Annotated in this window: 18 protein-coding genes; 9 read left to right on the top strand and 9 right to left on the bottom strand. The window is 71.5% G+C overall.

Annotated features, from left to right (window positions below; genetic code table 11):
• The coding region (gene ppsA / locus I5G_RS20455; protein WP_022877914.1) for a phosphoenolpyruvate synthase at window positions 1-1,457 on the top strand (1,457 nt) is incomplete at its 5' end.
• Window positions 1,458-1,498: 41 nt separating this feature from the next.
• Here ppsA and I5G_RS20460 read toward each other — a convergent pair.
• The 4 genes from I5G_RS20460 to I5G_RS04065 all read right to left on the bottom strand — a co-directional run bounded on the left by I5G_RS20460 (window position 1,499) and on the right by I5G_RS04065 (window position 4,383).
• Entirely contained in the window at window positions 1,499-1,885 is a 387-nt protein-coding gene (locus I5G_RS20460) for a type II toxin-antitoxin system death-on-curing family toxin (protein ID WP_022877915.1), read from the bottom strand.
• Window positions 1,882-2,433, bottom strand: a complete 552-nt coding sequence (locus tag I5G_RS04055; protein ID WP_022877916.1) for a Panacea domain-containing protein — start codon at window positions 2,431-2,433, stop codon at window positions 1,882-1,884. Before I5G_RS04055 ends, I5G_RS20460 begins: the two co-directional genes overlap by 4 nt.
• A gap of 193 nt (window positions 2,434-2,626) precedes the next feature.
• Window positions 2,627-3,109 (bottom strand): hypothetical protein, encoded by a 483-nt coding sequence (locus I5G_RS04060; RefSeq protein ID WP_022877917.1) that lies wholly within the window; start codon window positions 3,107-3,109, stop codon window positions 2,627-2,629.
• A gap of 128 nt (window positions 3,110-3,237) precedes the next feature.
• Window positions 3,238-4,383 (bottom strand): sensor histidine kinase, encoded by a 1,146-nt coding sequence (locus I5G_RS04065; protein ID WP_022877918.1) that lies wholly within the window; start codon window positions 4,381-4,383, stop codon window positions 3,238-3,240.
• 244 nt (window positions 4,384-4,627) lie between these two features.
• On the opposite strand from I5G_RS04065, the gene I5G_RS04070 reads away from it, so the two are divergent.
• Entirely contained in the window at window positions 4,628-5,287 is a 660-nt protein-coding gene (locus I5G_RS04070) for a response regulator transcription factor (protein ID WP_022877919.1), read from the top strand.
• Window positions 5,288-5,338: 51 nt separating this feature from the next.
• Here I5G_RS04070 and I5G_RS04075 read toward each other — a convergent pair whose 3' ends face one another.
• Window positions 5,339-7,468, bottom strand: a complete 2,130-nt coding sequence (locus I5G_RS04075; RefSeq protein ID WP_022877920.1) for an MMPL family transporter — start codon at window positions 7,466-7,468, stop codon at window positions 5,339-5,341.
• 82 nt (window positions 7,469-7,550) lie between these two features.
• Between I5G_RS04075 and I5G_RS20465 the strand changes: the two genes are divergently transcribed.
• Window positions 7,551-8,045 carry a MarR family winged helix-turn-helix transcriptional regulator gene (locus I5G_RS20465; protein WP_051038610.1) on the top strand — a complete coding sequence of 165 codons (495 nt, stop codon included), beginning with the start codon at window positions 7,551-7,553 and terminating at the stop codon, window positions 8,043-8,045.
• A 148-nt stretch (window positions 8,046-8,193) separates the two neighbouring features.
• Here I5G_RS20465 and I5G_RS20470 read toward each other — a convergent pair whose 3' ends face one another.
• Window positions 8,194-8,943, bottom strand: a complete 750-nt coding sequence (locus I5G_RS20470; protein WP_022877921.1) for a FadR/GntR family transcriptional regulator — start codon at window positions 8,941-8,943, stop codon at window positions 8,194-8,196.
• Window positions 8,944-9,062: 119 nt separating this feature from the next.
• Here I5G_RS20470 and I5G_RS04090 point away from each other — a divergent pair, with 119 nt between their 5' ends.
• The 6 genes from I5G_RS04090 (at window position 9,063) to I5G_RS04115 (ending at window position 15,372) form a co-directional block, all read left to right on the top strand.
• Window positions 9,063-10,751 (top strand): L-lactate permease, encoded by a 1,689-nt coding sequence (locus I5G_RS04090; protein WP_022877922.1) that lies wholly within the window; start codon window positions 9,063-9,065, stop codon window positions 10,749-10,751.
• Between the two features lie 28 nt (window positions 10,752-10,779).
• Window positions 10,780-12,033, top strand: coding sequence for an alpha-hydroxy acid oxidase (locus I5G_RS04095; protein ID WP_022877923.1), 1,254 nt, complete (start codon window positions 10,780-10,782; stop codon window positions 12,031-12,033).
• A gap of 183 nt (window positions 12,034-12,216) precedes the next feature.
• Window positions 12,217-12,954: an ABC transporter ATP-binding protein gene (locus tag I5G_RS20475; RefSeq protein ID WP_022877924.1), complete on the top strand. Its 738-nt coding sequence runs from the start codon at window positions 12,217-12,219 to the stop codon at window positions 12,952-12,954.
• A complete protein-coding gene (locus I5G_RS04105; RefSeq protein WP_022877925.1) occupies window positions 12,951-14,267 on the top strand; it encodes an FtsX-like permease family protein in 1,317 nt (438 codons plus the stop codon). Before I5G_RS20475 ends, I5G_RS04105 begins: the two co-directional genes overlap by 4 nt.
• 133 nt (window positions 14,268-14,400) lie before the next feature.
• The gene (locus tag I5G_RS04110; RefSeq protein ID WP_022877926.1) at window positions 14,401-14,808 is read left to right on the top strand and encodes an NUDIX domain-containing protein; all 408 of its coding nucleotides are present in this window, start codon (window positions 14,401-14,403) and stop codon (window positions 14,806-14,808) included.
• Window positions 14,809-15,021: 213 nt separating this feature from the next.
• The gene (locus I5G_RS04115; RefSeq protein ID WP_022877927.1) at window positions 15,022-15,372 is read left to right on the top strand and encodes a hypothetical protein; all 351 of its coding nucleotides are present in this window, start codon (window positions 15,022-15,024) and stop codon (window positions 15,370-15,372) included.
• A gap of 190 nt (window positions 15,373-15,562) precedes the next feature.
• On the opposite strand, the gene I5G_RS04120 is transcribed toward I5G_RS04115, so the two are convergent.
• From I5G_RS04120 to I5G_RS04130, 3 genes are all read right to left on the bottom strand, one after another.
• Window positions 15,563-17,008 (bottom strand): SDR family oxidoreductase, encoded by a 1,446-nt coding sequence (locus I5G_RS04120; protein WP_022877928.1) that lies wholly within the window; start codon window positions 17,006-17,008, stop codon window positions 15,563-15,565.
• 222 nt (window positions 17,009-17,230) lie between these two features.
• Entirely contained in the window at window positions 17,231-18,400 is a 1,170-nt protein-coding gene (locus tag I5G_RS20480) for an acyltransferase (RefSeq protein ID WP_022877929.1), read from the bottom strand.
• Between the two features lie 402 nt (window positions 18,401-18,802).
• Entirely contained in the window at window positions 18,803-19,411 is a 609-nt protein-coding gene (locus I5G_RS04130; protein ID WP_022877930.1) for a TetR/AcrR family transcriptional regulator, read from the bottom strand.
• Between the last annotated feature and the right edge of the window lie 65 nt (window positions 19,412-19,476).

Below are 19,476 nucleotides of genomic sequence, written 5' to 3' on the forward strand. Positions count from 1 at the left end.
ACGGCATCGACGGGCACCTGTACGTGCTGCAGNCCCGCCCGGAGACGGTCGTGTCGCGCGGGTCGGCGAACGTCCTGAGCCGCTTCGTCCTGGCCGAGCGCAGCGCGGTCCTCGTCGAGGGCCGCGCGATCGGGCAGCGCATCGGCGCGGGGCGCGTCCGCGTGCTGAGCTCGATCGAGCAGATGGCGGACTTCGCGCCCGGCGACGTGCTCGTCGCCGACATGACCGACCCCGACTGGGAGCCGATCATGAAGCGCGCGTCGGCGATCGTCACCGACCGCGGCGGCCGCACGTGCCACGCGGCGATCATCGCCCGCGAGCTCGGCATCCCCGCCGTCGTCGGCACCGGCGTCGCCACCCACGCCCTGAAGGACGGCCAGGAGGTCACCGTCTCGTGCGCCGAGGGCGATGACGGCGTCGTGTACGACGGCATCCTGGACTTCGCCGAGGAGGTCACCGAGCTCGACAGGATGCCAGAGGCCCCCGTCAAGATGATGATGAACGTCGGCACGCCCGACCAGGCGTTCGCGTTCTCACGCCTGCCGAACGCCGGGGTCGGCCTCGCGCGCCTCGAGTTCATCATCAACCGGCAGATCGGCATCCACCCGCGGGCGCTGCTCGAGCTCGACCGGCTCGACGGCGAACTCGCCGACGACATCCGCGCGCGGATCGCCGCCTACCCCTCGGCAGAGGAGTTCTTCATCCAGCGCGTGGCCGAGGGCGTGTCGATGATCGCGGCGGCGTTCGCGCCGGAACCCGTGATCGTGCGACTGTCGGACTTCAAGTCCAACGAGTACGCCAACCTGCTCGGCGGTCCCCTGTACGAGCCGCACGAGGAGAACCCGATGCTCGGCTACCGCGGCGCCGCACGGTACGTCTCGCCCGAGTTCCGCGCGTGCTTCGATATGGAGTGCGAGGCGCTGCGGCGCGTCCGCGACGACATGGGCCTGACGAACGTGCAGATCATGGTGCCGTTCGTGCGGACCGTCGCCGAGGCCGCCGCCGTGATCGAACTGCTCGCCGCGAACGGCCTGCGCCGCGGTCAGAACGGCCTGAAGGTCGTGATGATGTGCGAGCTGCCGGCCAACGCGATCCTCGCGGAGCGGTTCCTCGAGCACTTCGACGGCTTCTCGATCGGCTCGAACGACATGACGCAGCTGACGCTCGGCCTCGACCGCGACTCGGCGCTCATGGCCTCCGCGTTCGACGAGCGCGACCCCGCGGTGCAGCACCTCCTCGGCCTGGCGATCGACGCGTGCCAGCGGCAGGGCAAGTACGTCGGCATCTGCGGACAGGGGCCCAGCGACCACCCGGACTTCGCGCAGTGGCTCGTCGCCCGTGGCATCCAATCGCTGTCGCTGAACCCGGACACGGTCGTGGAGACGTGGCTCACGCTCGCCGCGGACGAGCGACCCAAGGCCGAGATCCTCGCGCAGGCGCACCTGTCGCGGTTGTGACGGGAGGCTCCGGGCCGGGGGGAGCCCGGTCCGGAGCCTCGTCAGAGTTCGCGCGCGTTCCGCGGGTCCAGCGCGGCGAGCCAGTAGGCGGTGTCTTCCTCCGTGTGGACGTGCATGGCGACCTCCTCCATGTAGCTCGCCATCTGCTCGGCGGGGATGCGGGACACCTCTACCCCGTTGATGCGGAGGAACGTGACAGCGGCCATCCAGCCGGCGCGCTTGTTGCCGTCCTCGAACGCGTGGGCTTGGCAGATGGCGTGCATGAGCACGCTCGCCTGCTGATAGATCGACGCGTGCAGGAACACGCCGTTCCACGACGCTTGCGGACGCCCGACAGCACCCTCGAGCTTCGTCCGGGAGATGACAGCAGCGGAACTGACCATGTCGTGCAGGTCGACGACGTCGTCTGCCGAGAGGTAGTCGGTCACCGAGAGGCGAGAAGGGCGAGCCCTTCCCTCCACTGTTCCTTCACCTGGAGGCCGGCCGCCCGCACGTCCGCGCGATCCGCGTCGTGGACGTGCGCCACACGCTGGGGTGCATCGACGCCCGAAATCGCCTTCTCAGTGTAGAAGTCGAGCATCGTGCCGGGCCGCAGTGTCGTCCGCGACGGTTCGTCCGTGCCGAGGCCACGGCGGGCCTCGAGCCAGGGCTCGTCGCGATGCGTCAGCTCGACCAGTTCGCCAGACGTGCGCGAACCGTAGTGCTCGATCACCGAGTCGGCGATCTCGCGCACCTCGTCGGGAAGATCGGCATCCGGGAACCGATGGACGTAGCGATTGACCCGATAGACCTCCCGATTCACCGGGCCCTTCGGCCAGGCCTCGAAAGGAGCGTCGAACGCGGGGCGGCCCGTCCACGCGAGGTGCCACGCCTGCACGTAGTACACGAGCTTCTGCAGCTTCATCGCGTCGCTGTGGCCCACGTTCGCGACACGCTTGACGTAACCAGCGACATCGAGGACCGAGACGGTCTCCATTCGAGCATCCCCTTCCGCGAACTCGGACGTTGCAAGGACAGTAACGGAACGTCCTGGATGCCATCCGCATTCCGATCGCAATTCCGGCAGACGATACGCGCGGATTCGCCCGCGTGACCCTCGAATGACAGGAAGCTCGCCGAAAGTAGCGCTCCGGAAGACGAGGAAGGCTCCGGGCCCGCCTCGGTTCCGCTCACACCGTGAAGTGGACCTCGGCGGAGGGAGGCGCCGACGCGCGGAGCGCGTCCACCGCGTCCACCGCCTGGTCTCCGAGTCCGACGAAGTAGCTACGACCGTCGGTGGTGGTCAACCGCACGGTGCGTGACTCGCCCATACTGACGAGGATGCCGGGGCCGCGATGGCTGCCCGTGACGCCCCATCCGCCGAAGTCCTCCAGGGCACGCACCTCCTCCACGTCCACTCGCGCCAGCTGATCCCATCGGAGGCGGCGGCCCCAGAACGGCACCACCGACACCGACACCCCGCGCTCCCCCGCCCGGAGGCACACCCCCGAACAGAACGTGACGACCAGCAGCGCGACGACGGACAGCAACGCCACGATCGCCCCGGAAGGGGTGTCGACGTGCACGACCCCGAGCAGGAGAAGGATCGCGGGGCCGACGAACAGCAGGGCTCGCGACGCCGGGGTGAGGGGTCGCCGGGCGAGAGTGCGCATGGGGGGTCCTTTCGTCGACGCAGGATCGCGACGCTACGGCGGGATCCGCGTGCGGCGGAATGCTCCTCCGGCCACACCTGGCTCGACCTCCCGCCAGCCCCGCGTCCCGGATCCGCACCCGCGGAGCGTCAGGCCAACGGCACCCGCGCCACCACGACCCAGTCATCGGCCTCGGGCCCGGCACGCAGCTCGCCGCCCACCTCGCGCACGAGACCGGCCATGCGGGCGACGCCCGTTCCCGCGGAGGGGATATCCTCGCGGCGCACCACGGGGAGGGCGTTGCGGACGGTGAGCTCGGCGTGGGTCTCGTCGGCGCGCACGATCAGCGAGACCGGACCGGGGGCGGCGTGCTTGAGCACGTTCGTCAGGGATTCGCGCAGCACGCGGGCGAAGACCACACCGACGCGACGGGGAGCGCGGGGAAGCGGCGCGGCCTGCACATCGACGCGGTACCCGGCTGCGGTGAGCGTGTCCGCGGCCTCGCGGACCGCGGCCGCGGGGTCGGAGGCGAACCCGGGCGTCGGGGAATCCTCGTCGGCGGCGATCTCGATGAGGTAGCGGAGATCGCCGAGCGCGTTGCGCGCGGTCACGCCGATCGTCGCCTGAGCGGTCTGCCGCACCGCGTCGTCGGGATCGTCCAGGAGCTGTGCATGCAGAGCGATCACCGTCAGGTCGTGGGCGATCCCGTCGTGCAGGTCGCCCGCGAGGCGGCGACGCTCCAGAGCGGCCGCGGCCTGCTCGCGCTCGCGGGAGCGCACCAGCTGCTCGTCGAGACGTTCACCGCGGGCTTGCGCCGCGCGCAGGAGCAGCCCGATGCCGCCCAGCACGATCGCCACCACGACGAAGCCGATCGCCACGGATGGACCGGATGCCGGTTGTCGGGCCACCACCACGGCGGCCACGGTCAGCGTGGCGGTGTACCCGAGGACGAGAGCCCCCGTGCCGAGCCGGACCACGCACAGGGCCGCGATCGCGAACGCCAGGAACGTCTGGTGCGACAGCCCGGCCGGGAACGACAGCACCAGTGCCGCGCCGAGCGACGCGGTCCCGGCGGCCGCCGACCAGAGATACAGCGCGAACAGCGCGGTGACGACGAGCTCGAACAGCCCGCCGGTGCCGTCGCTCCCCTGGTCGGTGACCGTCGAGATCACGCTCAGCGCGACGGCGGCCAGCAGGAGGACGACGAACGCCGTCTTCTCGACGCGCGTCAGAGGAATGGTCGCCCGCAGCCACGAGCGATCCCGTGGTGCGGTCACGTGCGGGCCGATGGACACCGCCCCATTGTGACTCGCGTGCCCCCGTGGTACCCGAAACCCGGGGGCACGCGTCAGGAACAGAGGCCAAGCAGACGGCAGAGAGCAGTCCAGATCCCGGACCGAATCATCATCATGCGGTTCTCCTCGTGTTCCCGGTCGTAGCCCCGCTGAGAGGATCCCCGGCGGCCGCACGCGGCCGCAGTGGACCTTCGACCACATCGCTGGCCGAAGGTCCAGGGAGGGTGCTGGGTAGGCTCGCGACATGGCCGAGATCCGCGTGCTCCTCGTCGACGACGACCCTCTGGTGAGGTCGGCTCTCGCCCACTTCCTCGCCCGCGAGGAGGGCACCGCCGTGGTCGCCGAGGCCGGCGACGGGCGCGACGCGCTCGACCAGGTCGGTCGTCACCGCCCCGACGTCGTCCTCATGGACGTGCGGATGCCCCGGATGGACGGCATCGACGCGACCGCACAGATCGCCGAACGCTGGCCCGACGTGCGGGTGCTCGCGGTGACGACCTTCGACACGGTCGACACCGTCCTGCCGATGCTGCATGCCGGCGCTTCCGGCTACCTGCTGAAGGACTCCCCCGCCGATGAGATCGTCGCGGGCGTCCGCCGGGTCCACGAGGGTACGACGTCACTGTCCCCGCGGATCGCGGCGCTGCTGATCGACCACGTCCGCGAGCGCGAGCGCCCCACGCCGGCCGGCGCGCCCGCCCTGGAACCGCTGACCGACCGCGAGGGGGACATCCTCCGGTGCCTCGCGCGCGGTATGTCCAACGCCGAGATCGCGGCCGAGCTGATCGTTTCCGAGGGCACGGTCAAGGCGTACCTCGGCCGCATCATGACCAAGTGGGGCGTCCGAGATCGGGTGCAGATCATCGTCGCCGCCGCCCGGGCGGGGCTCATCGCCTTCACCTGACGGGGGCTCCGGGCCGGGAGGTATGTGGGGGCGTCCCCCGGCCCGGAGGGCTCAGGAGACCGTTTCGCGCTTGCGCCGCTCGGCGCGGGTGAGCGGGGCCTCGGGCTCGGCCACGGCCGCGGCGGCCTCGGCATCCGTCACCGGCGGACGGCGCGGCCACCAGAACCGGTCGCCCGCGATGAAGGCCATGGCCGGGACGATCACCGTCCGCACGAGGAGCGTGTCGATCAGCACGCCGATGCAGACGATGACGCCGATCTGGGTGAGCGTGATCAACGGCAGCACGCCCAGCACGGCGAACACGGCGGCGAGCAGGATGCCGGCGCTGGTGATGACCGCGCCGGTCGCGGCGAGCGCGCGGATCATGCCGTTCGTGGTGCCGAGGGTGCGGCTCTCCTCCTGCGCACGCGTGACGAGGAAGATGCTGTAGTCCACGCCCAGGGCGACGAGGAACAGGAAGCTGAACAACAGCACGTTCGTGTCGATCGCGGGGAAGCCGAACAGCGGCGTCTGGAACAGCCACCACGCGGCACCGACCGCGGAGAAGAAGCTCGCGACGACGGCGATCAGCAGCAGGACCGGGGCGAGCAGGGCGCGCAGGAGGATCACGAGCACGATGAACACGAGCACGAGGATCAGCGGGATGATCAGGTTCTGATCGCGCTGCTGCGCGCCGGCGACGTCCAGCGCCTGCGCGTCGAGACCGCCCACGAGGGTCTGACCGGAGCCGATGGAGTCGAAGTCCGCCCGCATCCGCTCGATCGTGGCGAACGCCTCCGGCGTCTCGGCCGACGCGTTCAGCGTGACGTCGATGCGGGTCCAGTCGCTCGTCTCCTCGACGACGCGGGCCGAGTCGACGCCCTCGATCTTCCCGGCCGCGTCGAGCACCGCCTGGGCGTCGCCCACCGGGGCCATGACCGTCGCGGGCGACGTCGCACCCGCCGAGAACGCCTCGGCGAGCACCTCCTGTCCCTTCACGGCGTCGGGCTTCTGCAGGAACCGGTCGTTCTGCGACAGCCCGGTCTGCACGAAGAACAGTCCGCTCGCGAGGGCGCCGAGCACGACGGCGCCGGTCAGCGCGACGACGACGGGACGCTTCGAGACGCCGCGGCCGAGCTTGCCCCACGGGCTGCGCGAGATCGCGTCGGGCGAGCCGAAGCGCGGGACGTACGGCCAGAACAGCCACCGACCGAACAGCACGAGTGCGGCGGGCAGCACGAGGAGCGCGAATGCCATCGCGACGATGACCCCGACCGCGCACGCGAGCCCGAGCGCGCGGTTGCCGGACAGCTCGCCGAGCAGCAGCGTCGCGAGGGCCAGCGCCACGGTCGACCCGCTCGCGATGATCGCCGGGCCCGCGCCGCGCACCGCCCGCCGCATCGCCTCGCGCCGGTCCTCGGCCAGGCGCAGCTCGTCGCGGTAGCGCGCGATCAGCAACAGGGCGTAGTTCGTTCCCGCGCCGAACACCAACACGGACAGGATGCCGGTGACCGAGGCATCCAATTCCACTCCGGCGAGCGCGGCGACGCGGCGTGCCACGATCCCGGCGGAGGCGTCGGCGGTGCCGATCACCGCGAGCGGCACGAGCCACAGCCACGGGCTGCGGTACGTGATGAGCAGCAGGACGGCGACGACGATGACGGTGGTGAGGAGCAGCGTGAAGTCCGCGCCGTCGAACACCGCGGCGATGTCGACCTCGAACCCCTCGGGGCCGGTGAGGTAGGTGCGGACGCCGCTGAGTCCGTCGGCGGCTTCGGTGCGGATCTCGGCGGCGCGGTCGGCCTGCGCGGCGACGTCGCTCTCGGGCGGGAGCGGGACGACGAGCAGCGCGACGGTGCCGTCCTCCGACACCTGCGCCGGCGGGATGAAGCCGTCGGGCGTGAGCTTCACGAGGTCGCCGAACGCCTTCTTCTGGATCGCGGCGACCGTGTCGACGGGCAAGGCCTTCCCGTCGTCGGATGCGAACACGAGCAGGGCCGAGGTGGTGTCGGCATCCGGGAAGGTGTCGAGGATCTTCTGGACCTGGACGGACTCGGCCGAGTCGGGGAGCCCCGATCCCGGCGCGGTCTGGGAATCGCCGCCCGAACCGAGGGCGAACAGCGCGGCGACCCCCGCGAAGGCCACGACGAGCACGATCCACGAGGTGCGGGCCGAGGTCAGGAAGCGCAGGAAGCCGTTCATCGCCGTCTTTCACTAGATTCTGAAGAATCTCGAATATCGAGATACAAGGAAGATAGCGTAATGCGGACGTAGGATGCCAGTCATGGAAGCGACGGAATCTTCCGCTCCCCCCGCCGCCGCGGGCGTTCCCCCCGTACGACCGGCGACGGCGCTCGTGCGTGCCCTGTTCACGGCGGGCGCGGAGTTCGAGAAGTCGCTGCAGCAGGAACTCTCGGTCAACCCCACCGGCCTCGACGCCATGGGGCACCTCGTGATGTCGGGCCCGCTCTCCCCCGGTGAGCTCTCGCGCCGCCTCGATCTCACCACCGCCGCGACGACCGCGGCCATCGACCGTCTCGTCGCGCTCGGTCACGTCACACGGGCGCCCCACCCCACCGACCGGCGCAGCCTGCTCGTCGTGCCGACCGAGGCGTCGGTCCAGCGCGCGATGAGCCGCCTCGCGCCGATGATCGCGGGCGTGGATGCCGTGCTCGACGACTTCAGCGCCGACGAACAGGCCGTGATCACGCGGTATCTCGAGCGGGTCGTGGCCTCGTACGGCATGCCGGAGGACGACGGCACCGCCCGCCCGCGGTAGCCCGGATCTCGGCGCACGCGCCCGCGCGTCGGGCCGTCCTGCAGAGTCTGCGGCGGACACGCCGGCCCCACGGCGGCGGCAGCGGCGTGTCGAGACCGCAGTCCGCACGACGGCGCGCGCGGCGGCGCGCGCGGTCCGCTCGAGGCGCCTAGTCCTCGAACAGCACCGACGTCGCCCGGCGGATGTGCGCCTCGGTCAGCTCGGCGGCCCGGTCGACGTCGCCCGCGAACACCGCCTCGGCGATCGCCCGGTGCTCGCTCTGCAGCAGCGCGGACTGGTCGCGCCAGTCCGCGTTGCGCTCGATCGCGTGGAGCAGGGGGACGCGCACGGCCTCGCGGATCGCTCCGGTCAGGGCGGCGGAAAGGCTGCTGCCGGAAGCGTCGGCGATGGCGAGATGGAAGCGCGTGTCGGCCTCGTTGAAAGCCCCACGCACGCCGATCGCGGCTTCGCCGGCGGCGAGCGCCGCCTCGATCTCGGCTCGCGCGGCGCCGTCGAGGCCCCGGGCTGCGGAGACGGCGGAAGCCCGCTCGAGCACGATGCGAGCCTCGGTGACGTCCTGGATCGTGAAGTTCGACAGCGCCACGTGCAGCCGCAGGAACCGGGTGAGGGCCTCGCGCGGCAGCGCGGCGACGAACGTCCCGGCGGCCGCTCCGGCGCCGGGCTGCGAGCGCAGCACACCCTGGCTCTCCAGCACGCGCACGGCTTCGCGCACACCCGCGCGACTCACCTCGAGGCTCGCCGCCAGTTCACGCTCAGGGGGCAGCGCATCCCCGACCTTCAGCGCACCGGAAAGGATGCGGTCCTCGATGACCTCGATGACGAGCTCGTGCGCGCGTGCCTTGCGCACCGGAAGCCAGAGATCGCCGGCGGTGTCGTCGACGTCGGGAACGGATGCCATGACCTGCCGCCTTCGGAAGTGAGTGTTGACATCGTAGCGGTCAACCCGTTACCTTCGGCTAGCGGTCAGACCTCTTAGTGGTCGACGCTTCGCGACAACGACGTTCGAAGAAGGGCCCCATGTACACGCCAGAGCTCGCGCCGATCGGTGCCAGCATCGTGCTCTCCGCTCTCGTGGCGAGCCTCCCGTTCCTCACCGTGTTCCTCGCCCTCGGCGTGCTGCGGTGGAAGGCGCACTGGGCCGGACTCGCCGGCCTCGGCGTCGCGCTGGCCGTCGCGGTCTTCGGATTCCGCATGCCGGTCGACCTCGCCGCGCTCTCGGCCACGCAGGGCTTCGTCTTCGGCCTCTTCCCGATCATGTGGATCGTCCTCAACGCCATCTGGCTGTACGAGCTCACCGTGCGCAGCGGCCGGTTCGAGGACCTGCGCCTCGTCATCAACGCCCTCAGCGACGACCCTCGCATCCAGGCGATCATCATCGCCTTCGGATTCGGCGGACTCCTCGAGGCCCTCGCCGGCTTCGGTGCACCGGTCGCCATCACGGGCGTGATGCTCATGGCCGTCGGCTTCACGCCGATGCGCGCCGCCATCATCGTGCTCCTGGCCAACACCGCACCCGTGGCGTTCGGGGCGGTCGGGACGCCGATCGTCACCGCCGGAAGCCTCACCGGCATCGACTATCACGAGATCGGTGCGTACGTCGGGCATCAGACGCCGCTCGTCGCCCTGTTCGTGCCCTTCATCCTCGTGCTGCTGGCCGACGGGTGGCGCGGCATCAAGGAGACCTGGCCCGCGGCCCTCACGTTCGGCGCCGTGTTCGCCGTCGCCCAGTGGGTCAGCGCCACCTGGATCTCGGTCGAGCTGACCGACATCGTGGCATCCCTCGCCGGTATCGCCGCCGCCGTGCTGCTGCTGCGCTTCTGGCAGCCCCGCGGCACCGCGGCGGCCCGCGAGCGCCTGCTCAAGGAGCGCGCGACGAGCCTCGTCGGAGCAAGCGTCCCCGCCACGGGCGGCGGCGCCGGATCCACGGATGCCGAATCCTCGGTCGAGCGCCCCCGCCTCACCCCGCGCGTGGTGTTCCTCGCGCTGTTCCCCTACCTGCTCGTGATCCTCGTGTTCTCGCTCGCGAAGCTCTGGACGCCCGTGAAGTCGTTCCTCGCGAGCACCGACGTGAAGATCCCGTGGCCGGGCCTCGACGGAAACATCCTCACCGCGAGCGGCAAAGCCGCCGGTTCCACCGTCTACACCTTCGCGTGGCTCTCGTCCGCGGGCAGCCTGCTGATCCTGTGCGGCATCGTCGTCGCGCTCGTCTACCGCCTGCCGTTGCGGGAGGCGGGACGAGCCTGGATCCAGACGCTCGTGAAGCTCCGCTTCTCCCTGCTCACCGTCGGCTCCGTGCTCGCCCTCGCCTACGTCATGAACATGTCCGGCATGACGCTCACGATCGGCGCCTGGATCGCGGGCACGGGTGCCCTGTTCGCCTTCCTCTCCCCGATCCTCGGCTGGTTCGGCACGGCGGTGACCGGCTCCGACACGAGCGCCAACGCCCTCTTCGCCACCCTGCAGCAGAGCGCGGCACTCCAGGCCGGCATCGACCCGACGCTCCTGGTCGCCGCGAACACCTCCGGCGGCGTCATCGGCAAGATGATCAGCCCGCAGAACCTCGCGATCGCCGCCACAGCCGTCGGCCTGGTCGGACAGGAGTCCGCGATCCTCCGCAAGGTCATCTGGTGGAGCGTCGGGATGCTCGTCGTGATGTGCCTGCTCGTGGGCCTGCAGTCGTCGGTCCTGTCCTGGATGCTCCCCTGACCCTTCCCTCCCCCTCGAAAGGCACGCCATGTCCGCCGTGACACGCCAGTTCCCCAACCCGGTCGAGCTGCTCGAGCTGATGCAGTTCAAGCGCCCCGATTTCAACGGACGCCGCCGCCGGCTGAACGCCGCGCTGACGATCGCCGACCTCCGCGACATCGCCAAGCGCCGCACGCCGGCCGCCGCGTTCGACTACACCGACGGCGCCGCCGACAGCGAGGAGGGTCTCGCCCGCGCCCGCCAGGCCTTCGCCGACGTCGAGTTCCACCCGTCGATCCTGCGCGACGTGTCGCACGTCGACACGACCTGCCAGATCTTCGGCGGCTCATCGGCCCTCCCGTTCGGCATCGCGCCGACCGGCTTCACGCGGCTGATGCAGACCGAAGGCGAGATCGCCGGAGCCGGGGCCGCGGGGGCAGCCGGCATCCCGTTCACGCTCTCGACGCTGGGCACGAGCTCGATCGAGGCGGTCAAGGAGGCGAACCCGCACGGGCGCAACTGGTTCCAGCTGTACGTGATGAAGCAGCGCGAGATCTCGTACGCGCTCGTCGAACGCGCGGCCGCCGCGGGCTTCGACACGCTGTTCTTCACCGTCGACACCCCGGTGGCCGGTGCCCGCCTGCGCGACAAGCGCAACGGCTTCTCGATCCCGCCGCAGCTGAGCGTCTCGACGATCATCGACGCCCTTCCCCGCCCCTGGTGGTGGTGGGACTTCCTCACCACCCCGAAGCTCGAGTTCGCCTCGCTCAGCGCCACCGGCGGCACCGTCGGTGAGCTGCTGAACTCCGCGATGGACCCGTCGATCTCGTTCGACGACCTCGCCGAGATCCGGGCACTCTGGCCCGGCAAGCTCGTCATCAAGGGCGTGCAGAACGTCGAGGACTCACGTCGCCTCGCCGACCTCGGCGTCGACGGCATCGTCCTCTCCAACCACGGCGGACGCCAGCTCGACCGGGCCCCGGTGCCGTTCCACCTCCTGCCCGAGGTCGTGCGCGAGGTCGGCGCCGACACCGAGATCGCGATCGACACCGGCATCATGAACGGCGCCGACATCGTGGCATCCATCGCCCAGGGGGCCAAGTTCACGCTCATCGGTCGCGCGTACCTGTACGGGCTGATGGCGGGGGGCCGTCAGGGGGTCGACCGGGCGATCCAGATCCTCGCCGACCAGGTCGTCCGCACGATGCAGCTGCTCCAGGTGACCTCGCTCGCCGAGCTGACCCCGGCGCACGTCACGCAACTCGAGCGCCTCGTCCCGCGACAGGTGGCTGCGCGAGTCTGACCCCTCGCCGTCGTGCGGAGTTCGTCGACGACACGCCGTGTCCGGAGGGTTCGGCACGGCGTGTCACGGCGGAACTCCCCGAGACGGCCACCGGGCGGAGCCACCCCCGGATCATCCCCGCGGCGGACCCGGATACACCCGCGGACGGACGACCCGGATGCCAGACCCCGGTGGGATGGAGGCATGTCCGCACCCACCCCTCCCGTCCTCACGGCATCCGGTCTCGTCAAGACCTACGGCGATCTGCGCGCGCTCGACGACGTGTCGCTGACCATTCGCGGCGGCGAGTCGGTCGCCGTCATGGGCGCCTCCGGCTCGGGGAAGACGACGCTGCTGCACTGTCTCGCCGCGATCCTGGCTCCCGACACCGGTTCGGTCGTTCTGAGCGCGCCGGGCGCGGAGCCGATCGAGCTCGTCGGCCTCGACGAGGGCGAGCGCGCCCGCGTCCGCCGCAACGCGCTCGGTTTCGTGTTCCAGGAGCACCTGCTTCTCCCCGAACTCACCGCGGTCGAGAACGCCGCGCTGCCCCTGCTGCTCCAGGGGCAGCGGAGACAGGATGCCGAGCGGCACGCGGCCGCGTGGCTCGCGATGCTCGGCCTCGCCGGCCTCGAGCAGCGCCGGATCGGACAGCTGTCGGGCGGGCAGGCGCAGCGCGTCGCGATCGCGCGCGCCCAGGTGACGGGGGCTCCCGTGGTGTTCGCGGACGAGCCGACCGGGGCGCTGGACTCCGCGACCTCGGCCGACGTGCTCGCGGCGCTCCTCGGCGCGACCGTCGGCCAGGGGCGCACGCTCGTCATGGTCACGCACGACGCCGAGGTGGCGCGCCGGTGCTCGCGGATCGTGCGGTTGCGCGACGGGCGGATCGTCGACGACACCGCCGTAGCCGCCGGGGCCGTCGCCGCGCGCGAGGACGCGCGATGAGCGCCGTCCTCCCCCTCGCGCGGATGCTGGCGCGACCGAGCCGCCAGGGGCGCGCGGCGATCGTGCTGCCCGTCGTCGCGTTCGCAGTGACGACGGCCCTGCTCCTCGTCGTCGCCGGCGGCGCGGCCATGTTCCTCGTCGACCCGCGCGCGGTCGCGGGCGGCGGCCTCTATGGCACGCTCGCGGTGCTCGCCCTCGTTCTGCTCGCGGTCCCGCTCGCCACCCTCGGTGCCGCCGCGGCCCGTCTGTCGAGCCGTCGCCGCAACGACCGGCTCGCCACACTGCGCCTCCTCGGCGCGAGCACGCGCGAGATCTGGGCGCTCACGATCCTGGAGGCGACGCTCACCGCGGCCGCGGGCGCTCTCGCGGGGGTCGTGCTGTACCTCGTGCTGCTCCCGGCGGTCGGTCTGCTGCCGTTCTTCGGCGGTCCGGTCGGGATCGCGGCCGTGGCGGCCGCGCCGCTGCTCGTGGTCGGAGTGACCGCGGCGGTGGTCGCCATCGCGGCGGTCAGCTCGGCCGCGGGACTCCGGCGCGTCACCGTCACGCCGCTGGGCGTCCGCACGCGCAGTGCCGTGCCTCCGAAGCGCTGGTGGATGCTCGTGGTCGGCGGCATCCTGATCCTGCTCGTCGCGGGAGCCGTGTCGAACGTCGGCGCGGTGCGCTCCGCGGCGATCAACGCCGTGCTCATCGGCCTGTTCGCGGCCGGCATGGCCCTGCTGAACCTCATCGGTGCGCCGATCGTCGCCGCCCGCGGACGCGCAATGGCCCGCACCGCCCCGACGGCCGCGCGCCTCATCGCCGGCCGCGAACTCGCCGCCCACCCCGGACCCGCGTGGCGCCGGGTGTCGGGCATGGCGCTCGTGTCGTTCATCGCCGTCGTGGCCGGGAGCGGCCTGGCACTGGTCGACCTCTCCGGCGGCACGAATCCGATGCTCGCCGACATCCGCACCGGCGTGCTGGTGACGCTCGCGATCGCGTTCGTGCTCCTCTCCTGCGCGGTCGCGGTGACGCAGGCGTCCGCCGCCCTCGAGGACCGCGAGCTGATCGTGGGCCTGGACCTCCTCGGCATCCCGGATGCCGAACTCCGCCGCGCCCGCCGACTGACGGTCATGGTGCCGCTGCGGTGGGCGTCGCTCGGCGGCGCGGCCCTGGGGGCGGTCCTGGCGTTCCCGATCGTGAGCGCGAGCGTCGTCGTCGCGCCGGTGTCGATCGCGACGGTCCTGGGCACCTTCGTCGTCGGCTTCGCGCTGGTCGCCGCGGCCCTGGCATCCACTCGTCCGATCGTGAGCGGCATCCGTCGCGGCACGCTGTAGGCCGGAGCGGCGTCCGGGTTGAGTGTCCAAGACACGCGGACCGCGGCGCGCGGCATCCGCGTGTCCTGGACACCGAACCGGCGGGCGGCGGGCGCGACACGGGCGGGAAACGCGTCGGTGCTACCGTGCGGGGATGATCCCGGATGCCACGACCCCGCGCCTCATCCACGTTTCGGCGGCGGTCATCACCGACGCGGACGGGCGTCTGCTGCTCGTCCGCAAGGCCGGCACGACGGCGTTCATGCAGCCCGGCGGCAAGCCCGAGCCGGGCGAGACGCCGGCTGAGACCCTCGCGCGCGAGCTGAGCGAGGAGCTCGGGCTGCGCGTGGACGCCACGACCGCCGAGCCGCTCGGATCCTTCACCGCCTCCGCGGCGAACGAGCCCGGCTTCGCGGTGGTCGCGGACGTGTTCCGCGTCGACATCGGCGACCAGCAGCCGGTCCCGGATGCCGAGATCGCCGAGCTCCGCTGGGTCACCGCCGCAACGGCATCCGGTCTGGAGATCGCCCCACTCGCGCAGGAGTACTTCCTGCCGTCCTGACGGGTCGCGCGGCCCCCGGCACCGCCGAGTGTCCAGAACACGCCGCATCGCGACCGCACCTGACGGCGTGTCCTGGACACTGGGCCGGAATCCCCCGCCGCCCCCGCTTCGGTGTCCAAGACACGCGGATGCCACGGCGCCACGTCCGCGTGTCTTGGACACTCAACCGGCAGGAGCGCGCGGCGGGACCCGGCGTCCGCGTACGCTGACCGGGTGCGTGAGGACTGGATCGAACACCGCCGCGCGGGCGACGGCGAACTGCTCGGCTGGATCGAGCCCGCGGGCGAGGACTTCGTCGCGATCGACCTGCTCGGACACCGCCGCACCGACCCGGTCGACTGGCTGACGGCCGAGGAGACCCTCGACGCGCTCGGCATCTCGTACCTTGCGGACCTCTTCGACCTCCGCCTCGACGACGGGTCGTGGCTGCGGGTGCGGATCGCCGAGGTGTCGGTCGGGGGCATCCGGGTGAAGAAGGACGACTTCGGCGCCGTCGGCGCGCCCCAGCTGTACTACGACGTGGCGTTCCCGGTCGACCCCGAGCGACTCCGCCCCGCGCGCTGAGCCCTCGGCGCGTCCTCTCGCGCTGAGTGTCCAGAACACGCCGCACCGCGCGCACGCCCAACGGCGTGTCTTGGACACTCAACAGGAATCCGGCGCCACGCCGACGTTCAGTGTCCAGAACACGCGGACGCCGCGGCGGCACGTCCGCGTGTCTTGGACACTCAACGAAGAGCCGGCACCGCCCGCCGCCTCACCACGAGCTCTTGCGGTAGTCCTTCAGGAAGATGCCGAAGAGGTCCTCGCCCGCCTCGCCGCGCACGATCGGGTCGTACACGCGGGCGGCGCCGTCGACGAGGTCGAGCGGGGCGTGGAAGCCCTCCTCGGCCAGGCGGACCTTGGTGTAGTGCGGGCGCTCGTCGGTGATCCAGCCGGTGTCGACGGCGGTCATCAGGATGCCGTCGGACTCGAACATCTCGCGGGCGCTCGTGCGCGTGAGCATGTTCAGCGCGGCCTTGGCCATGTTGGTGTGCGGGTGTCCGGGGCCCTTGTATCCGCGGCCGAAGACGCCCTCCATCGCCGAGACGTTGACGATGTACTTCCTCCGCGCCGTCGACGCCGCCATCGCGGGACGAAGCCGACTGACGAGCAGGAACGGAGCCGTCATGTTGGCCAGCTGCACCTCGAGCATCTCGAGGGGCTCGACCTGGTCGACGTGCTGCGTCCAGCTGTTGATGCGGTCCTCGTCGGGGACGAGGCCGCCCGCGTCGATCGCGGTACCCGCGGCCAGCCGCTCGAGCGACGACGACCCGGCGGCCATCGCCTCGGCGGTGAGCTCCTCGGCCGTGCGCGCGGCCGACGCGAGGATCGGATGCGCCGACACCGACTGCGCCAGCGCGAGCGGGTGGGCGTCGTTGGTGTGGCCGAACGTGACCAGCTCGGGCAGCGGTCCGTCGGGGAGCGGCGAGAGTTCGGCATCCACCAGGGGTTTGTACGCACCCGGCGAGCGCCGCACGGTCTGCGCGGCGTTGTTGATGAGGATGTCGAGCGGACCATCGGATGCCACCGACTCGGCGAGTCCGATGACCTGGGCGGGGTCGCGCAGGTCGATGCCGACGATCTTGAGGCGGTGTAGCCAGTCCGCACTGTCGGGGAGCGACGAGAAACGGCGCACGGCGTCGCGCGGGAAGCGGGTCGTGATCGTCGTGTGGGCGCCGTCGCGCAGCAGTCGCAGCGCGATGTACATGCCGATCTTCGCGCGGCCGCCGGTGAGCAGCGCGCGCTTGCCGGTGAGGTCGGTGCGGGCGTCGCGCTTGGCGTGACTCATCGCCGCGCAGGACGGGCACAGCTGGTGGTAGAACGCGTCGACGAGCGTGTACAGCTCTTTGCAGATGTAGCAGTTGCGGGCCTTGAGGAGTTCGCCGGCGTACGGCGTCTCGACGCGCGTCGCGAGGGGGATGCCGCGCGTCTCGTCGTCGATGCGGTCGGGCGCACCGGTCGCGGTCGCGGCGACCACGGCCTTGTCGGCGTCGGCGATGCGCTGGCGCTTCTCCTTGCGCGACTGCCGCTTGACGTCCTTGTAGAGCTTGCCGGTCTGGCGGCGCAGCGCGATGTAGGCCGGATCCTCGGGGTCGAGGGCCGACGCCGCGTCGAGCACGCGCAGCGCGATCTCGAGCTCATGGGGATCGATGGATGCCACGCGGCCGGCCTCGCGATCGGGTCTCGGAAGTGTTTCGGGCACGGGAGAGTGTACCGAGGCCCGGCTGGGAGGCGCCCCGGGCGGCACTCCGCCCCGGGTTTCGGTGTCCAAGACACGCGGACCGTGCCGAGCGGCATCCGCGTGTTCTGGACACTGAACGCGGCGCCGACGTCCGCCGAGACGCCTCTCAGCGCGCCGCCTGTTCCCGGCCCAGCACCGCGTTCAGCGCGCCGCGGCCCCGGCGTCCACCGCCCGGGGAGCGCCGCGCCGATCCGGGTCGAACCGCAGCAGCATGCGTTGCGCGCGGATCTCGACGCCGCGGTGCAGTACCCAGGCGAGGCCGAGCGAGATCGCGAATGCCAATGCGGCGAGCGCGATCGCGCGCGGCCAGTGGAGCTCCGGATGCCCGTCGGGCCACGCCGACGACACCGACGCGATCACGAGCAGGTGCACGAGGTAGAACGCGAACGACAGGCGGCCGAGTTCCTGCCACGTGGGCCCCGCGAGGAAGGTCGAGGAGCGGTGCGCGTCCGCCGACGCGAGCGACGCCACGAGCAGCGCGAAGCCCCCGACCGTCATCGCGACGCCGGGGTGGATGTCCGTGCCGGGCAGCGGCGGCGCCTCGGACATCGCGTAGCCGAGCACCGCGAGCGGCACCGCGAAGCGCAGCGGCGCCGGGCGCCATGCGGTCTGCTTCATGAGCAGCGCCAGCACGACGCCGAGCACGAACTCCGGCAGGCGCAGGAGCGGAGTGGATGCCGCCGACATCGGCACGGGCGAGCCGGCGGCGATCGCGGGGGCCAGGGCCACGAGCACGAGCGCGGCGGCGGCGACGCTCCAGAGCACGCGCGCGGACCGCCCCGCGACGAGCCGGATCACGAGCGGGAACGTGAGGTAGAAGAACGCCTCGCACACGAGCGACCAGCTCGCGGGGTTGCCGGCCTGCCACCAGTCGGGGAACCATCCGCTGATCAGGAGCAGGTTCGCCCCGACCGGCAGGACGCCCGGGGACCGGATCTCGGGCACGAGCGTCGCGGCAGCGGCGAGCGCGAGCATCACGCCGACGACGTGCAGCGGATAGATGCGCGCCGCGCGGTGCAGCCAGAACGACCGGGCGCTCTGCGCGGGCTTGTACCCCCACGCCAGCACGAACCCCGACAGGATGAAGAACAGGGTCACGCCGGTCTTCCCGGCCTCGAAGACGAAGCCCCACAGGTCGCCGGCGCGGCCGCCGAAGTACTCCACGGCCATGAGGTGGTGGCCGAAGATGAGCATCGCCGTCAGCCAGCGGAGGCCGGTGAGCGAGGGCAGGTGCCGGGCCGCGAGGGGGCGATCGGATGCCGAGGAGCGAACGCCGACGTCGGGGGCCGTCGTGGTCGTACTGATGGTCATCGCCTCCCGGAACGCTCGCGTCGGCAGCGCGGAGCCGCTCCGACGCCGGAACGTTACCCGTTCGTGATGAGGAGAAGCCTGAGAAGGCCTGGGCTTGACGCGGGGGCGGGGGCGATGGCATCCAGTCCTCCCTCGGGGTGGCCCATGTCCCCCTTCGTGCAGTCGCAGCACCCGAAACCTGCACAAACTGGGACACCGGATGCCACCCACCCGACGCCACAGCCCACCCCACACCGCATGTCCCACTTTGTGCAGCCACAGCCCCCCAAACCTGCACAAACTGGGACACCGGATGCCCCCCACCCGACGCCGCAGCCCACCCCACGCCGCATGTCCCACTTTGTGCAGCCACAGCCCCAAAAACCTGCACAAACTGGGACACGGGATGCCGCCCGCTGCGGTTCAGCGGTCGGCGGGCGCCTGCAGCAGCATCCCGAACGTCCGCAAGGTGTCGCTCAGGCCGACGGACGCGTCGAGCAGCCACTGGATCTGCAGACCATCGGATGCCGCGATGAGCAGGGCCGCGAGGTGGTCGGGCGGCACGTCGTCGCGGATGCGGCCCTCGGCCTGCTGCACACGGAACGTCTCGCCGAGCTCGGCCCGCAGCCGCTCGAAACGGGTCGTGAAGTAGTCCTTGCCGACGCCGCTGTCGGCCTCGAGCGCGGCGGCGACGAGCGTGGAATAGAGCTGCACGAACCCCGGCACCTCGACGTTGGCGGTCGCGGCGGCGATCATGCCTTCGACGCCGGGTTCGGTGGGGTGCGCGACCTCCTCCTCGTGCTGCTTCGCGGCGGCGTGGTCGTACACCGCGACGAGGAGTTGCTCGCGCGAGTCGAAGTAGTGCAGGAGCGCGGCGTGCGAGACGCCGATGGACTCGGCGATGCGGCGCAGCGACGTGCCGTCCGCCCCGCGGCGGCGGAACACCTCGATGGCGCGGTCGAGGATCTCCTGCCGTCGCTCGACTCCGCGGCGCCGCTGGCCGGGTCGGCCGATCGTGGCATCCTCGCTCATCCGCCCACCTTCTCGCATCCGTCGGGGCTAGCGTAACCTCCACGTGGAGGTTAGAGTGGCCGCAC

Origin of the sequence: Microbacterium sp. B19 (assembly GCF_000333395.1) — a bacterium.
Classification (GTDB): Bacteria; Actinomycetota; Actinomycetes; order Actinomycetales; family Microbacteriaceae; genus Microbacterium.

Coding starts and splice junctions, on each gene's coding strand:
- I5G_RS04090 (WP_022877922.1), top strand. CDS start 9,063: ATGTACACGCCAGAGCTCGCGCCGATCGGTGCCAGCATCGTGCTCTCC.
- I5G_RS20470 (WP_022877921.1), bottom strand. CDS start 8,943: ATGGCATCCGTTCCCGACGTCGACGACACCGCCGGCGATCTCTGGCTT.
- I5G_RS04095 (WP_022877923.1), top strand. CDS start 10,780: ATGTCCGCCGTGACACGCCAGTTCCCCAACCCGGTCGAGCTGCTCGAG.
- I5G_RS04075 (WP_022877920.1), bottom strand. CDS start 7,468: ATGAACGGCTTCCTGCGCTTCCTGACCTCGGCCCGCACCTCGTGGATC.
- I5G_RS04055 (WP_022877916.1), bottom strand. CDS start 2,433: ATGGAGACCGTCTCGGTCCTCGATGTCGCTGGTTACGTCAAGCGTGTC.
- I5G_RS20480 (WP_022877929.1), bottom strand. CDS start 18,400: ATGACCATCAGTACGACCACGACGGCCCCCGACGTCGGCGTTCGCTCC.
- I5G_RS20465 (WP_051038610.1), top strand. CDS start 7,551: ATGGAAGCGACGGAATCTTCCGCTCCCCCCGCCGCCGCGGGCGTTCCC.
- I5G_RS04105 (WP_022877925.1), top strand. CDS start 12,951: ATGAGCGCCGTCCTCCCCCTCGCGCGGATGCTGGCGCGACCGAGCCGC.
- I5G_RS20475 (WP_022877924.1), top strand. CDS start 12,217: ATGTCCGCACCCACCCCTCCCGTCCTCACGGCATCCGGTCTCGTCAAG.
- I5G_RS04070 (WP_022877919.1), top strand. CDS start 4,628: ATGGCCGAGATCCGCGTGCTCCTCGTCGACGACGACCCTCTGGTGAGG.
- I5G_RS04060 (WP_022877917.1), bottom strand. CDS start 3,109: ATGCGCACTCTCGCCCGGCGACCCCTCACCCCGGCGTCGCGAGCCCTG.
- I5G_RS04130 (WP_022877930.1), bottom strand. CDS start 19,411: ATGAGCGAGGATGCCACGATCGGCCGACCCGGCCAGCGGCGCCGCGGA.
- I5G_RS04110 (WP_022877926.1), top strand. CDS start 14,401: ATGATCCCGGATGCCACGACCCCGCGCCTCATCCACGTTTCGGCGGCG.